This is a genomic window from Clostridium sp. JS66, from assembly GCF_033561535.1.
GTDB lineage: Bacteria > Bacillota > Clostridia > Clostridiales > Clostridiaceae > Clostridium_AM > Clostridium_AM carboxidivorans.
This window is the reverse complement of record NZ_CP131467.1, coordinates 519,458-534,525: the sequence shown is the minus strand read 5'-3', so window position 1 is coordinate 534,525 and position 15,068 is coordinate 519,458. Positions and strand designations below refer to the sequence as shown.

15 protein-coding genes are annotated in these 15,068 nt (G+C 29.5%); 3 read left to right on the top strand and 12 right to left on the bottom strand.

What is annotated here, in order from left to right:
• Positions 1–100 precede the first annotated feature (100 nt).
• A complete protein-coding gene (locus Q6H37_RS02460; RefSeq protein WP_318739006.1) occupies positions 101–475 on the bottom strand; it encodes a hypothetical protein in 375 nt (124 codons plus the stop codon).
• 212 nt (positions 476–687) lie between these two features.
• On the opposite strand from Q6H37_RS02460, the gene Q6H37_RS02455 reads away from it, so the two are divergent.
• Positions 688–987: a hypothetical protein gene (locus Q6H37_RS02455; protein ID WP_318739005.1), complete on the top strand. Its 300-nt coding sequence runs from the start codon at positions 688–690 to the stop codon at positions 985–987.
• 59 nt (positions 988–1,046) lie between these two features.
• Here the strand turns inward: Q6H37_RS02455 and Q6H37_RS02450 are convergent, their stop codons facing one another.
• The 7 genes from Q6H37_RS02450 to Q6H37_RS02420 form a co-directional block, all read right to left on the bottom strand.
• A complete protein-coding gene (locus tag Q6H37_RS02450) occupies positions 1,047–2,444 on the bottom strand; it encodes an APC family permease (protein WP_318739004.1) in 1,398 nt (465 codons plus the stop codon).
• A gap of 379 nt (positions 2,445–2,823) precedes the next feature.
• Positions 2,824–4,347 (bottom strand): histidine ammonia-lyase, encoded by a 1,524-nt coding sequence (gene hutH, locus Q6H37_RS02445; RefSeq protein ID WP_318739003.1) that lies wholly within the window; start codon positions 4,345–4,347, stop codon positions 2,824–2,826.
• A 19-nt stretch (positions 4,348–4,366) separates the two neighbouring features.
• Positions 4,367–5,005 (bottom strand): cyclodeaminase/cyclohydrolase family protein, encoded by a 639-nt coding sequence (locus Q6H37_RS02440; RefSeq protein ID WP_318739002.1) that lies wholly within the window; start codon positions 5,003–5,005, stop codon positions 4,367–4,369.
• Between the two features lie 32 nt (positions 5,006–5,037).
• Positions 5,038–6,291, bottom strand: coding sequence for an imidazolonepropionase (hutI, locus tag Q6H37_RS02435; RefSeq protein ID WP_318739001.1), 1,254 nt, complete (start codon positions 6,289–6,291; stop codon positions 5,038–5,040).
• Between the two features lie 115 nt (positions 6,292–6,406).
• A complete protein-coding gene (locus tag Q6H37_RS02430) occupies positions 6,407–8,440 on the bottom strand; it encodes a urocanate hydratase (protein WP_318739000.1) in 2,034 nt (677 codons plus the stop codon).
• 17 nt (positions 8,441–8,457) lie between these two features.
• Positions 8,458–9,354 carry a glutamate formimidoyltransferase gene (gene ftcD, locus Q6H37_RS02425; RefSeq protein WP_318738999.1) on the bottom strand — a complete coding sequence of 299 codons (897 nt, stop codon included), beginning with the start codon at positions 9,352–9,354 and terminating at the stop codon, positions 8,458–8,460.
• 181 nt (positions 9,355–9,535) lie between these two features.
• Positions 9,536–10,069, bottom strand: coding sequence for a sigma-70 family RNA polymerase sigma factor (locus Q6H37_RS02420; RefSeq protein WP_318738998.1), 534 nt, complete (start codon positions 10,067–10,069; stop codon positions 9,536–9,538).
• A gap of 778 nt (positions 10,070–10,847) precedes the next feature.
• Here Q6H37_RS02420 and Q6H37_RS02415 point away from each other — a divergent pair.
• Positions 10,848–11,408, top strand: a complete 561-nt coding sequence (locus tag Q6H37_RS02415) for a DUF6241 domain-containing protein (protein ID WP_318738997.1) — start codon at positions 10,848–10,850, stop codon at positions 11,406–11,408.
• 282 nt (positions 11,409–11,690) lie between these two features.
• Here the strand turns inward: Q6H37_RS02415 and Q6H37_RS29465 are convergent, their stop codons facing one another.
• The 3 genes from Q6H37_RS29465 to Q6H37_RS02405 all read right to left on the bottom strand — a co-directional run bounded on the left by Q6H37_RS29465 (position 11,691) and on the right by Q6H37_RS02405 (position 13,982).
• The gene (locus Q6H37_RS29465) at positions 11,691–12,182 is read right to left on the bottom strand and encodes a transposase (protein ID WP_412523898.1); all 492 of its coding nucleotides are present in this window, start codon (positions 12,180–12,182) and stop codon (positions 11,691–11,693) included.
• Between the two features lie 108 nt (positions 12,183–12,290).
• Positions 12,291–13,118 (bottom strand): transposase, encoded by an 828-nt coding sequence (locus tag Q6H37_RS29460; RefSeq protein WP_412523897.1) that lies wholly within the window; start codon positions 13,116–13,118, stop codon positions 12,291–12,293.
• Between the two features lie 312 nt (positions 13,119–13,430).
• Positions 13,431–13,982, bottom strand: a complete 552-nt coding sequence (locus Q6H37_RS02405; protein WP_318738996.1) for a hypothetical protein — start codon at positions 13,980–13,982, stop codon at positions 13,431–13,433.
• A gap of 235 nt (positions 13,983–14,217) precedes the next feature.
• Here Q6H37_RS02405 and Q6H37_RS29455 point away from each other — a divergent pair, with 235 nt between their 5' ends.
• Positions 14,218–14,391, top strand: a complete 174-nt coding sequence (locus Q6H37_RS29455) for a glycoside hydrolase family protein (RefSeq protein ID WP_412523923.1) — start codon at positions 14,218–14,220, stop codon at positions 14,389–14,391.
• A gap of 238 nt (positions 14,392–14,629) precedes the next feature.
• Here Q6H37_RS29455 and Q6H37_RS02400 read toward each other — a convergent pair whose 3' ends face one another.
• On the bottom strand, positions 14,630–14,866 hold the full coding sequence (locus Q6H37_RS02400; RefSeq protein WP_318738995.1) for a BhlA/UviB family holin-like peptide: 237 nt from the start codon (positions 14,864–14,866) through the stop codon (positions 14,630–14,632).
• Positions 14,867–15,068 lie beyond the last annotated feature (202 nt).

The window sequence follows — 15,068 nt, the reverse complement described above, 5'->3', positions numbered from 1 at the left end:
CCATGCATATAAGGAAGTTTATTTTCCTATTTATGCATGGCTTTTGTTTTTATACAAGGATTTAATTCATTTTACAGCAATCCATTATATAATATTTCAACTATTTTTGATTATTAGTCTTATTTTTGTTTACTCTATTAGGTTTTGCTTTAGGCTTTATAACTGTATTTCTTCCTCTGGAATTACCGTTTCTACCCTTATTATACATAGCTCCAGTTCTCAAATCTATAAACCATAAGAAAAAAACTATAAATACTGCAGACTGTAAGTACTGCCATACACTTTCAGATAGGTTGTATTTATAATAACTTGCTATTATATTAGGCACAAAAAATGCTAATATTGCTATGGCCAAAATAATCCATTTATTTGGATGAAATTTTGATAATACATGAATTTTTAATTGATTGTAAACAACTACAAAAATTATTACGAAAAATAAAACCTGCAAAACTACTTTTGTCCATAAAGGCATCTATTTTTCCCCCTTTACTTTTGTCTATTAATTCTATTATTATATACTTTTCCTTTTATATCAATACCTTTTTTTAATTAAACATTATAAAATCAATATCTAACCACTTATAGCACTATTATTTTAAAATATTCAAAACTTTAATATTTGCTATTTATAAATAATGATTATCATGATATAATATTATAAAAAGGAATAGGGGGGTAAAATATATGATTGATTATAAACAACTTATGAAAGATATACTTGATAAAAAAGTAAAGCTTGAACTTATGCTTGATAGAGCAATAAAAATCGGTTCTCAAAATATTACTAGCGAAAGTGGTTTTGTAGAAGTATATGAATTAAGTGATTCTGAAAAATATAGAGCCATATTAACTAGAGGTAATGATATTTATTATTCTGAAACAGAATTGTGTGCTGATATGCAGCAAAACGGTTCTTGTACTTATCGATATGAACAAATATATAAAGTAATTTTAAATGACAATTGTAAATGTGAATGTAAGTAAAAAAAATAATGTCCTAAATTAGCTTTTAGGACATTATTTTTTATCTGATAGATAATATTCTATATATCTAAACCTACTGATTTTCTAAGTTTATCTACAGATTTATCTTCTTTATTATTTTGGAGCATCATATATACGTAAATTGGAATACCCATGAGCAATAGTAAAAATCCATACATTACTGTCTCTGCTCCTGTTCCATAAATTGCATATATAGAATATATTAATGCAATCAGTGTAACAAATGAACTTTTTAAGAAATTCCAAAAATTAAAATCCTTTGAATGCTTAGTCAAGAGCACTATCTCTGCTGCAGTTGTAAAAGTATATGCAGGCAAAAATGCTAAAGTTGCAAGCAGCATCATAAAATCAAAGGCTGACCTTAAAGTACCAACATAGTTCATTACTAATAGTATGTTAGCACATATACCACTAATAATTAATGCTGCAGCTGGTGTATTATACTTTGGATGAATTTTCGCAAATACCTTTGGAAATAATCTATCCTCTCCTGCTGCAAAAGCACTTCTAGCTGTAGTCATAATCCAACCAGAAGTTCCTCCTAAAGTTGATATAATAGCTCCTATTGCAATAAAGGCACCTCCCCATGAACCACCTGTTACATTATTTATAATATCTGCAAGTGGTGCATCTGATTTAGCAAGTGAAGCTTGATCAATTGCTCCCATAGCAACAACGCTAATAAGAATATAAATAACTGCTGCAATTAAAGTACCATATATAGTACTTTTTCTTATGTTTTTTTCTGGATCCTTAATTTCTCCAGCTGGAACTGTTGCACTTTCTAGTCCTACAAAAGACCATAATGCTATTGCTATAGCTCCAGATAAAGTTCCCATTCCTGATAATTCTGGTTTAGCTACAGTATTTAAAAATTTAGGATTGAAATGAACTGCAGCAATAAATATAAATACCACTAATGCTGCTACTTTAAGTATTGTACTAACTATCCCAATAATTCCAGCATTCTTTACACCTAAAATATTAATTATAGTAAAAATCCAAAGAACTGCTGAAGTTACTAAAAATGCAATAATTGGTGTATTCGCTTGAGGTACAAAATAGACAAAATAACTCATAAAAGCAGTAATAATAGTTGCATTTCCAACCCAAGTTGCAATCCAATAACTCCATGCAATTAGAAAACCTGCAAAATCTCCAAAAGCTGCTCTAGTATAAACAATAGGACCTCCTGTTTTTGGCATAGCTGCTCCCATATTACCAAAACTCAATGCAATCAATAAAGATCCTACAGCTGTAATGCTCCAAGCCAAAATAGCAGTTTTCGGATTGGATGCTCTTGCCAAAGATGCTGGTGCCATAAAAATTCCAGAACCAATAATATTTCCTACTACAATTGCAGTAGCAGCAGCTAATCCCAATTCTCTCTTTAATTTGCCCTCACTCGAGTTTCCTACTCCTTGTCCCTTATCCATGTTTTTCCTCCTTTTATAAAAAATAAATATATGAATACATTTTTTAATAAGCAAACATTCTATTTTTAATAAACAACCACTCTATTATATCAAATAATCAGCATTACTGCACCTTGTTAAAGTTATAATGTGATAATATTAATTAATTTAAGATAAATTACCTTTTTATAATTTGAGCAAAAATCTAATTGAATACAATTAAACTTAATTTAAATTCTATTCAAATAAGATTTAATTTTCTGAACTTTTTACATATAATTATATGCTTGAAAATCCCATTATACACTTAACATCTTATATTTAATACTGGAATCCTGAATATTTCACAGGATTCCAGTATTAAAAACAAATAATAATTGTTTAATTAATATACTTTTATTTATATTTCTACCTTTACCTTTTCTTCTACTGCTTTCAAAAGTTCTCCACTTGTTAAAAGCTCTTCACATTTCTCTAATTCTTTATACATAACCTTGTCTTCTGCTATAAAGTCTACCTTATTTCTTACTGCTTTGTATGCTTCCTGAGTACCTTTACCTAATTTAAGTCCATCTCTAAAATCTATAGCTTGACAAGCTGCCATAAGTTCTGTTGCAACTACTCTAGTTACATTATTTATAATCTGTAAGCTCTTTCTAGCAGCAATAGTTCCCATACTTACATGGTCTTCCTGATTAGCAGATGAAGGAATAGAATCTACACTAGCTGGATGTGCAAGCACTTTATTTTCTGATACTAAAGCTGCTGCTGCATATTGTGTAATCATAAATCCAGAATTAAGTCCTCCATTTTTTACTAAGAATGGTGGTAAATCATTTAATTGATAATTTACTAATCTTTCTAATCTTCTTTCTGATATATTAGCAATTTCAGATGCTGCTATACCAAGAAAATCAAAACTTAAAGCCATAGGTTGTCCATGGAAGTTTCCTCCTGATATTACATCTCCATTTTCAAATACAATAGGATTATCTGTAACAGAATTTATTTCAATTTCTACTCTTTCCTTAACATAGTTTATAGCATCCTTACTTGCACCATGTACTTGTGGCACGCATCTTAAAGCATAAGCATCTTGAACTCTTAATTCTCCTTGATTAGTTGCAAAAGTACTGCCTTCTATTAAATTAAGTATATTTTTAGCTGTTTGAATTTGTCCTTTATGAGGTCTTACTGCATGTGCTCTTGGATCAAAAGCATCTCTTATTCCTCTTAATGCTTCTATAGTCATTGCTGCGGTAATGTCACTAAGTTTCAAAAGATTTATAGCTTTATGTAAAGCTAATGAACCTACTGCAGTCATTACCTGTGTTCCATTTATAAGTGCCAAGCCTTCTTTAGCTACAAGTTCTACTGTTGGTATTCCTGCTTTTTCCATAGCTTCTTTTCCTGATAAAATTTCGCCTTCAAATTCGGCTTCTCCTTCACCAAGCATAGGTAATACCATGTGTGCAAGAGGTGCCAAATCCCCAGATGCTCCTAAAGAACCTTTTTCTGGTATAGAAGGATGTACCCCTTTATTTAACATATCTAATAAAGTTTCAAGTACACTTAATCTTATTCCTGAATATCCTTTAGATAAATTATTTGCTCTTAATAGCATTATTGTCCTTACTATTTGCTTTGGGAACTTTGGTCCAACACCACATGCATGTGATATTATTAAATTTCTTTGAAGTGTTTTGCACTGTTCTCCTGTTATAGTTACATCTGAAAATTTTCCAAAGCCTGTTGTAATTCCGTATACTATTTTATTTTTATCAACTATATCATCTACTATAGCTCTTGATTTTTTTACTTTTTCTTTGGCTTCTTCTGTAAGGTAAACTTTATAATCATTGTATGCAACATTTATAATATCCTCTAAAGTAAGACCTTCACCTTTTAAATTAACAGTTTTCATTGTTACACGCCTCCAAGTTTTAAATCAATTTGTTTTCTATTATACTCATAATTTCTTCTTTTTTCTTTTTACTATTTTCTAATAAAACATTACATTTATCCCTTAAATCTTTCTTATATGATTCATCCTTTAAACCCATAATATTTATTTTTACATTTAGTATAGCACCTTCTACTGCAGTTTCTGTTAATGAAGCTGCAACACCAGCATCCGATAACGCATTTTTGTTTCCATACTTTACTGCTATGTATATATAGTCATAAATCCCATAAGCTCTATTTGCTACTTCTAACGGAATTTCTAAAGATTGTCTGTTACCCTCTGCTATTTTTTGTTTTCTAGCTTTAATTTCTTCATCTGTATTCTTAGGCATTTTAAATGCTTGCATTAGTGACAAAAAAGCATTTGTATCCCTTTCCATGAATTCTAAAAATCCTTCTTTTAATATACTAACCTTCTCCAAAGATTCATCAATATCCTTTTTTAACTTTTCTTCATATTCCATATATTCTTTTTTTCCCACGGTAAGATTAAACACCATACTAGCAAGAGAACTAGCTAAAGAAGCTGAAAGAGCAGCTATACTTCCTCCACCTGGAGCTGGAGATTTAGAAGCTAATTCATCTATGAAGTCTTTTACAGTTAAATTTTGTAGCATTTTATATTCCCCCAATTTTAGAAATATGTTAACTAATATACAATCTTTCCAGCTTGCACTACAATAGCTCCATTTTTAACTACTGTATCTATTGCATTTACACCAAAATGATACATCAAATAATTTAAATTTTTAGCATCGAATATAGCTATATCAGCTTTCTTTCCTGTTTCAATACTTCCTATTTCTTTTTCACGACCAACTGCACAAGCCGCATTTATAGTCATTGCATTTATTATTTCCTCTGGCAGCATTTTAAGCCCGAAGCATGCAAATGTCATTGTACTTTGTAATGATTCTGTAGGAGAAGTTCCTGGATTACAATCTGTAGCTAATGCTACAGCAACTCCTTCTTCTATCATTTTTCTGGCTCTTGCAAATTTATTCAACATTAGATAAAAGGATGTAGTAGGTAATAGTACTGCAACTACATTATTTTCTGCCATAGCCTTTATTCCTTCATCCGAAGCCGCTACTAAATGTTCTGCAGATACTGCTTTAATTTCTCCTGATAATTCTGCTCCTCCTATAGATTCTATTTCATCTACATGAATTTTAGCTTTAAACCCTGCTGATTGAGCAGCTTTTAAAATTTTTCTACTTTCATCTATTGTAAATACACCTTTTTCACAAAAACAATCAACAAAGTCTGCCAATTTATGTTCTTTTACATAAGGAATTACCTTTTCAATTATAAGACTTATATAACCTTCTCTATTTTCTTTAAACTCCTTAGGTACTGCATGAGCTCCAAGATAAGTTGAAACTATATCCATAGGATGCCTTTTATTTAAATTGGCATTCACCTGTAACATTTTTATTTCATTTTCAAAATCTAAAGCATAACCTGACTTACTTTCCACTGTAGTAGTACCATGAGCAAGCATTAAATCCAATCTCTTTTTTGTACCCTGTTCTAATTCTTCTATTGATGCTTTTCTTGTATTGCTTACAGTACTTAAAATTCCGCCTCCAGCATTTAATATATCTATATACTGAACATTTTGAAGTTTTAAAGGTAATTCAAATTCCCTAGAACCTTCATAAACTACATGAGTATGACTATCTACAAGTCCAGGAGTTACAGTTTTACCATATGCATCTATTACAGTTTCATCATCTTTTAAATACTTTTTATAACCTTCTCCGCTGCCTACTTCTACTATAGTTTTATCCTGTATAACTATATATCCATTTTCAATTACACCGGCATCTTTTAATTTATCCTTTTTTTTAGGATAATCTCCTGCACAAGTTACTAGACAACTTATATTCTTAATTATCATTCAATCACCTCCAGTAAAATTTATATTCTTAATTCTTAATTTATAATTTAACTTTCACAGTTTAGAAATATTGTGAAGCTTTGCTTCGCAATATGCTCATATTAACTTAATATTCTTATTTAACTTTACTAAAGTATTTCTCTACTTCCTTTTTTATTCCTTCTCCTTCAACTAAATATGGAAGTGTTACATGATCTGTACCTTGATGAGTTTTGTTAAATTCCATCACTGTTTCAATAGAATGTTCATTTCTTGCCCAAGAACGTCTAGAAACACCGCTCATAACATCCCAGCTAAGTGCTGACTTAATTATTTCATCTGCTTTATAACTTCCATCTAATACTAATCCAAAGCCTCCATTTATAGATTTACCTATTCCAACACCTCCACCATTATGAAGTGCAACTAAACTCATTCCTCTAGCTGCATTTCCTGCATAGCATTGGATAGCCATATCTGCCATTACATTACTTCCATCTTTAATGTTTGAAGTTTCTCTAAAAGGAGAATCTGTTCCACTAACATCATGGTGATCTCTTCCCATCATTACAGGTCCTATCTCACCTTTTCTTACCATATCATTAAATTTAAGTGCTATATTTATTCTTCCAATTGCATCTTGATATAATATTCTTGCTTGAGTTCCAACTACTAATTTATTTTTCTCTGCATCCTTTATCCAATTGTAATTATCTCTATCTTGATATCTTCTATTTGGATCTATACATTCCATAGCAGCTTTATCTGTTTTAATTAAATCTTCTTCTTTTCCACTTAAACAAACCCATCTGAAAGGTCCATAGCCATAGTCAAATAATTGTGGTCCCATTATATCCTCTACATAAGAAGGGAATATAAATCCATCTTTTTCATCTACTCCATTTTTAGATATTTCTTTAACTCCAGCATCATATACAGCTTTCATGAAAGAGTTACCATAATCAAAGAAATATGTGCCCTTATCTACTAAAGTTTTTATTAACTCAAAATGACGTTTTAAGCTCTTATCTACTAACTTATCAAACTTTTCTCTATCTTCTGCAAGAAGTTTTGTTCTCTCCTCAAAAGTAATTCCTTGTGGGCAATAACCTCCTTCATATACAGCATGACAAGAAGTTTGATCTGATAACAATTCTACTTTTATATCATTTTTAACTACATATTCAAGTAAATCTACTATATTTCCATGGTAAGCAATGGACATAGGTTCTTTTTTCTCCATATATTCATGTGCAATTTTAAATATTTTATCTAAATCAGAAGAACATTCTTTAACCCATCCTTGGTTAAGTCTTGTGTCTATTCTAGACTGATCAACTTCTGCTATTATGCCCACTCCATTTGCTATTTCTATAGCTTTTGGTTGAGCACCACTCATTCCTCCAAGACCTGAAGTTATGAATAAATGACCTCTTAAATCACCATCGTTTGGAATACCAAGTTTCATTCTTCCTGCGTTAAGCAATGTATTAAAGGTACCATGAACTATACCCTGTGGTCCTATATACATCCATCCTCCTGCAGTCATCTGCCCATAATTTGCAACTCCCATTTCCTCTGCTATTTCCCAATCCTTCTGATTGTCGAACATGCCTACCATCATAGCATTTGTTATTATTACTCTTGGTGCATCTGGTTTTGATTTAAATAATCCAAGAGGATGACCAGATTCAACTACTAAAGTTTGATCTTGAGTCATAACTTCTAAATATTTTTTTATAAGTCTATACTGCATCCAATTCTGACATACACTTCCTGTCTCTCCGTATGTAACTAGTTCATAAGGATATAAAGCTACTTCAAAATCTAGGTTATTCTCTATCATAACTTGAAAAGCTTTACCTTCTGTACATTTTCCTTTATATTCATCAATAGGCTTTCCGTAAATTCTTCCTTCTGGACGAAACCTGTATCCATAAATTCTTCCTCTTGTAGTAAGTTCCTCTAAAAACTCAGGTATTAATTGTTCATGGTATTTAGGTGGAATATATCTTAAAGCATTTTTCAAAGCAATTTCAGTTTGTGATTTACTCAAATGAAATCCTCTATCTGGTGCTCTTCTTATGCCTTCAACAAATTTAGGCATTTCAGGCAACTCATCATCCAATTTTATAGTCATAGCTTCTTTAATGTTAACATTATTAATCATATTATTTCCTCCCCTCATTACTCACTTAAATTTGTCTCTAAAACTTGTTTAATATCAAAATTTTCAATTTGAAGATAATATTCTGCACAATCAATTAAAGCTTTCATTGGAATTAACCCGATAACTTCAGCTCCAACTACTGGAACACCATATCTTTTTGCTTCCATCTTAACCATTTCCTGAATAGTATATACAGCTGTCTTTTCATAATTTACCATGTTTATTGAAACTTGAGCTATATTTCTTTCAGTTAACATTACTCCAACAGCTTTAGCATATCTTAAGCCTCCGCTTATATGTCTTATCTTTCTAGCTATTTTATTAGCTATTTCGATATTATCTGTACCTAAATTTACATTATATGCTATTAATGGGAATCTTGCTCCTATAACAGTAGCACCACTCTTTTTATTCATTTCACATGGACCAAAATCAGGCTTCCATTCTGGCTTCTTTATTTTTTCAAAGAAACCTTCATATTGACCCTTTCTTATCTCTGCTAAATTTCGTCTTTCTGGCGCTGTAGCAGCATCTTCATATAAATAAACGGGTATATTTAATTCTTCTCCAACCTTTTTTCCTAAATCTTTTGCAATTTGAACACATTCTTCAGTAGTTATATCTCTTATAGGAATAAAAGGAACTACATCTGTAGCACCCATTCTTGGATGTGCTCCTGAATGCTTACTCATATCTATAAGTTCAGACGCTTTTTTTATAAGTTTAAAAGCAGCTTCCTTTGTTTCTTCTGGACCACCTATAAAAGTTACAACAGATCTATTGTGATCTTTATCTGAACAATAATCCAAGAGCTTTACACCCTCTGTTTTTCTAACTTCATCTACAATTTTTTCAATTATTTCTTTATCTCTACCCTCACTAAAATTAGGCACACATTCTACTAACTTCGCCATATTACTTCCCCCTTAGTTTATTTCTTTACTTGTCTTATTATAACGTTTACACATCTACATAACGTCTACTATTATATGTTTTTTTGAATTTTATATAAAATCAGAATTTTTCTATCGACGGTAAAGTTTTCATGTACCTAGAAGGTCTATAACAAAAGTAACTACTAAATAAACTTTTCATTTATAAACTACTAACAAATTCCTTTCTTAAGTTATTTAATGCTCTTTTTTTAATTCTATTAACAGCTTGTCTAGATATTTTTAGCTTCTTGCCTATTTCAATATCAGAGTAGTTATAGAAAAATTTTTGTATAATAACTTTTTTTTGTAACTCGTTTAAATTATCTACTAAGTATTTCATTAAAAATGAGTCCTCTATACTACTAGAAAATTCATTTTGACATATATCTAAATTCAATTCAGTTTCTGTTTTTAAAATATTCATATTTTTTTTTGATAAATAAATGTATTTATTCTTTATCGATGAATGTATATATCCAACTATACATTTATCTTTTTTTAAATTTTCATTTTTAAATATTGGTAAAAATAGTACTGTTTCTATAAATGTTATTAATAAATCTGTTTCAGCTCCATCATAACTCAATTTTCTACTATATTTTTTTATTAAAGGTTTAAACATTTCTATAATCTTCATCAACGAATCCTTATTTTGTTCTTTGGATTCTTTCACTAGACAATATAACTCTTCCACAATATCACCTCTTATATCATTTTTTATATAAAAAGTAAAAAAACGTAAAAATGTAAACCCATATTTTTGTAATAATATAAATTTTTACATAAAAAAGCACCCTAATGCATTGATAAATCAAGCACTAGAGTGTTCTTTAGTGTCTAAATTAGGAACTTTATTGTGGATTAGTTAAAAACTATATTGAAAAAACATTTAAGAAATGTTAAATTACTATTTCCCCATCTACATATGATGATTTTAGATATGTTAGATTATTTTCATAGATAAAAATACATGCACTGCCTATTTTAAAAATGTCATTAAAAAATTCATAATGTTTTTCTCTCCTAATTATTAATAATTTTAAATATATATGTTAATTGTATTTATTAGTTTAATTATAACTCAAATTAAATTTATAATATGATTGTCAAAATATTTGTAATATTAAATATTATAAAGTAAATACTAAATTCTACACAATTATAATTTAAAATTACACATAATATAATAAAATAAGTTGGTATTTGCAATTAATAAAGCCTTTATATTTTATATGTACAACAAATATAAAAGTATCCGAAAAACATCTTAGTTTAGATGATTTTCTTAAGCTTTATATGCGAGCAAAACCTAATTCAAAAAATAAATATGTAGAGAAAAAAAAATTAAAAAATAAGGTTGAACTGAATTTTCAACTACAATTTTATTGAGACTCTAGTACTTTTGAATAATGGAATATTTATGTAAATAATGATATAATTATAAAAAACTAATTTTATAAGGAGACCTCATTATGAAAAAAAATATTAGAAATATAATTATTGGTTTTGGAATTATAACGGTAGTAATTGGAATAGGCTCTTATATTATTAAGCTAGGGTCATTTACTACTCCAGCATCACATATACAAATTAATAATAAACATAATGATGAAGTAAAAATTGACTATGCAACTAATAAGAATGATTCTGTTAAAAAGGATGTTATTAAAAAGGGAGATACCCGATATGAGGTAGCAACAAGTATGCATTTAATGGTCAATGGTTTAATAGTTGCAGAAGATAATGCAAAAGATGGAGTTAAATCTATGAGTAAAGATGAATTAAATGCTACTTATAAGCTAATTCAAACTTTACCAGATGGAGCTGAAAAAACTAATTTTATAGAAATTATTACTAGATGGAAAAATTGTGATTTTTCTCAAGTTGTATCAGATCATAATACATTATGGAAAATATTGGGTGGAGGGCAACCCGAAAGTACATTAAAAGGTCGTGCTATTTCAATTAATCAATCAGCTATAAAACCTACTATTAATCTTATTAAAAGAGGTGATTATTCAAAAGACGAATAATCGATTAAATATTGCGAATAACTACTCTAAAAATATTAGATGACAATGGTACAATGAATAAAAGCAAAAGTGTAAATTGAACAATACATCCTATATTTAGATAAAAGGGGCTGTCGCATTAGCATAAAAAAATATGCTAACGCGACAGCGTTTTTGTGTGTTTCATAGAAAATTTAATAATGTTTTAGCCTCCAATAAGCTCAATAATTAAAAAATGGCGCACTTTAATAAGCCTTTAATATTAAGGTTTTTTTGATTTTCAAAGCTTTTAAAATTTTTAAATTATGCAGCCTTTTTAAGTGAAAAAAGATGTGGTCCAGTTCTATCTGACTGAATTTTATTATGTAGTTTATTTATATTATGTGCCATTGCTAATAGAACACTTTCTGCTAAAACATTCTTTTTACCTCTGCTTAGATATCTACGAAATCCCATATCCTGTTTTATCTCCGCAAAAGAGCCTTCGGCTTGAATGCTTCGATTCATTCTCAACTTACAGCCTTCTTCGGTTAAAATTCTTTCAAGATTCTCTTTGCGAAGCATGTTAAATAGCTTTGAAGTTTCAATATTTTTAACCCTTTCTTCTAATGGTGTTTTGCAGTTATGTCCTTTTATACATTTGCTCTTGTGATAACAATTGCTGCAGTCATCAGAAGTATAAATTGTTTTTTCACTTATATAGCCTGTCTTGCTTTTTCTTTTTAATATTCTACTTACTGTTAGTTTCTTATTATTTTTACAAGTATAATAATCACCAAGTTCTGTATAATCCATGTTTTCTATTCTGCTTATATCATTTTTATATTTCCTTGTTTTTGATATTTCATAATTTGTCGGTTTAATATATGATATCTGTCCATTCTCTTTAATATAAACATAATTTTATTCACTCTCGTAACCTACATCTGCAGAAATTCTAAAATACTTAAAATACAAGAAACTCTCCATGCTTTTTATAAATGGAATCAATGTTGTTGTATCCGTAGGCTGATCGCCAACAGTAAGCCATACTATATATTCGGAATCCACTCCATGTTGAACATTGTAACCTGGTTTTAACTGACCATTTTTCATAGCATCTTCTTTCATCCTCATAAATGTCGCATCTTTATCTGTCTTAGAATAGCTATTACGCTTTCCGCAGGTATGGATTTTCTGTGTATATTCTTTTAGTTTACTAAGGTATTCCTTAAGTTTTTCAATAGAACGTTGAATGGGAGTTTTCCTTTTACCACACCCATGTACAAATTCTATATTTTCTTGTTGTTTCAAGGTATAAAGTTTCTTGCGTAGCTTTTTTACATGCTTTATTTTTACTTTGTTCTCATATACAAGCTTTATTCTGTACAACTCTTCACATTCAGCTACGAAATCAGCCAACTTAGAAAGTAGTCTCTCCAAATTTTTTGAGACAGCTTTTTTCCAAATGAAAGTATATTTATTAGCGCATGCCTCTATCTTCGTACCATCAATGAATATAGCATCACCTAATATTTCTCCAATTTCATAAAGAAAATTTGCCATTTCAGCCATAATTGTTTCTGAACAGGGCGCAAAGTGAAGACTACGAAACCTTGCAAAGGTAGAATGATCTGGTACTGGTGAACCTTCTAAAAGGTACATAAAATTTACATCTCTTCTGCAGGAGTTTTCCATTACTCTAGAAGAATAGTTGTGATTCATGTAAGAATAAAGTACAATCTTCAGCATCTGACGAGGCGTAGCCTGATTTTACCTTAATCGGGAATAAGTCGAATATAAACCTGTTAAATCCATCTCCTCTACAAACTGACTTAGCAAACGCACCGAATCATTATTTGGAATCATGTACTCAATATTTAGTGGAAGTTTTAATTGATATTTTCCAATATTTAAAGTATAATTTTTGTGTAAATTAATGTATTTAGGCATATATTAATTTTACTATAAATCTTTCACTCTTCCGAGTGGGAGATTTATTTTTTAGGCAAAAAACTGTCGCACTAATTTTTTAGTGCGACAGCCCCTCTATTAATTCTTATTTTACCAATTACCATAAACGGCAGTATCAAACCCACTTTGTACATTTATTTTAGTATCTATGAAGTATGCCCCCCATATATTTTGCCCATGTTCAATGTTGTAGACTCCATATGCAGAAATACAATTCTTATAATGTTCCCCACATGCACTATTGGGGGTTATATAGGCATTACTCCCTGGCGCTAAGTAGCAAATCAATTCCCCACCAGAACCATAACAAGCAACACTTTTATCAATTTTCATTATAGATAATGGGGTGCCAGGAACGTTTGGTGAATAAACTGTTCCAAATCCAAAGTTACTCCACTTACTTCTCCAATCCATATTATCATGTCTTGGGGAGCTTGTTGTGTTAAGAGTAAAATAACCATCAACTATCCCCCCTCCATCTGGGTTATGAAGCACACGACCATAACAACCACCATCACCTTGAGATATCCAATCTATAGCAAACCTCTCATTTTCTTGTATATACCCTTTTGATGCTTGAAAACCTAGTGAGGTATATAATTTGACACTAACTCCACTTTTATTAACTGCAAAATATCCCATATCGAATTCCTCGCTTTCATTAATTTATTTTTTTATATCAATCGATTGATTGTACACTAAATAATAATAAATAATTAGCTATAATGTAAACCTATAATTATTTTTATTAATTTAAAAATAATTATAGGTTTACATTAATAAAATTAATCTCTTTTTTAATATAGTAATCTAAATATTAATTAAAATTTTAGAAAGAAGGTATGATAAATGGACTTAAAAGTTCAACAGTGGTTAAATATCACTTACCAAAATAAAACTTAATAGATACACTGTTACATTAAATCAACAACAGTTTGATTCTTTATGCAATTTTGCATATGACTGTGGTTCTAGCGCATTGTTTAGTTCAACCTTATATGTAATAACTTATGATAATATTAGAGATAGCTCATTAAAAAGGATTTTCTGAAGTTTGGTGTCATGATAATTGGACAAGTTATACAAGTTTTATTAAATAGGCGTAGATAAGAATATGATATTTTTATGTATGGAGATTATACAAGAAATTTATATACATAATAGCCCATTAAATTTTTATATAAGAAGCTAGCACTACAAACCCATTAGTATACATTATTATGATTGTAAACTAACGGGTTTGTAGCTGTGATCCTTGAAATTAATTGTTAAATCTCAAAATTAAAATTCTAATTACTAACATCTTTATTTATATGTTGTTTAATTTCCACAACATCTTTTTGAATATTTTCTATCATACAAAATTCATTTGTAAGTTTTAATATTATATTCTGATAGTTTTTTTCTCTTTCATCTTGACTTAAATCTCTTTTTTCTTGTGCTTTTACAATATAAAAAATAAGTACTATGGACAATGCAGCCCATATTCCTTGAGAGGCTGCCAGTCTAAATAATTCACTTTCCAACCTTTTAGTCACCTCCTATAATGTACAAAATTTTTCTCTAAATTAACATCTTTTAATCTACTTACATTATATAAAGAAAAAAAACAATAAAATGTAAATCTGTGTTTATTGTTTTTTCTTTTTATAAATAGAATAAACTTATTTTCATTCATTTAATATATATCATATGAGTATAGAATTTTAAGATGGAATATGAAAAGTG

What these genes read in the sequence shown, in the direction of transcription:
- Q6H37_RS02405 (WP_318738996.1), bottom strand. Translation starts at nt 13,982, where the DNA reads ATGGGATATTTTGCAGTTAATAAAAGTGGAGTTAGTGTCAAATTATAT.
- Q6H37_RS29460 (WP_412523897.1), bottom strand. Translation starts at nt 13,118, where the DNA reads ATGCTGAAGATTGTACTTTATTCTTACATGAATCACAACTATTCTTCT.
- hutH (WP_318739003.1), bottom strand. Translation starts at nt 4,347, where the DNA reads ATGAAAACTGTTAATTTAAAAGGTGAAGGTCTTACTTTAGAGGATATT.
- Q6H37_RS29465 (WP_412523898.1), bottom strand. Translation starts at nt 12,182, where the DNA reads ATGGATTATACAGAACTTGGTGATTATTATACTTGTAAAAATAATAAG.
- Q6H37_RS02450 (WP_318739004.1), bottom strand. Translation starts at nt 2,444, where the DNA reads ATGGATAAGGGACAAGGAGTAGGAAACTCGAGTGAGGGCAAATTAAAG.
- Q6H37_RS02455 (WP_318739005.1), top strand. Translation starts at nt 688, where the DNA reads ATGATTGATTATAAACAACTTATGAAAGATATACTTGATAAAAAAGTA.
- ftcD (WP_318738999.1), bottom strand. Translation starts at nt 9,354, where the DNA reads ATGGCGAAGTTAGTAGAATGTGTGCCTAATTTTAGTGAGGGTAGAGAT.
- Q6H37_RS02430 (WP_318739000.1), bottom strand. Translation starts at nt 8,440, where the DNA reads ATGATTAATAATGTTAACATTAAAGAAGCTATGACTATAAAATTGGAT.
- Q6H37_RS02460 (WP_318739006.1), bottom strand. Translation starts at nt 475, where the DNA reads ATGCCTTTATGGACAAAAGTAGTTTTGCAGGTTTTATTTTTCGTAATA.
- hutI (WP_318739001.1), bottom strand. Translation starts at nt 6,291, where the DNA reads ATGATAATTAAGAATATAAGTTGTCTAGTAACTTGTGCAGGAGATTAT.
- Q6H37_RS02415 (WP_318738997.1), top strand. Translation starts at nt 10,848, where the DNA reads ATGAAAAAAAATATTAGAAATATAATTATTGGTTTTGGAATTATAACG.
- Q6H37_RS02440 (WP_318739002.1), bottom strand. Translation starts at nt 5,005, where the DNA reads ATGCTACAAAATTTAACTGTAAAAGACTTCATAGATGAATTAGCTTCT.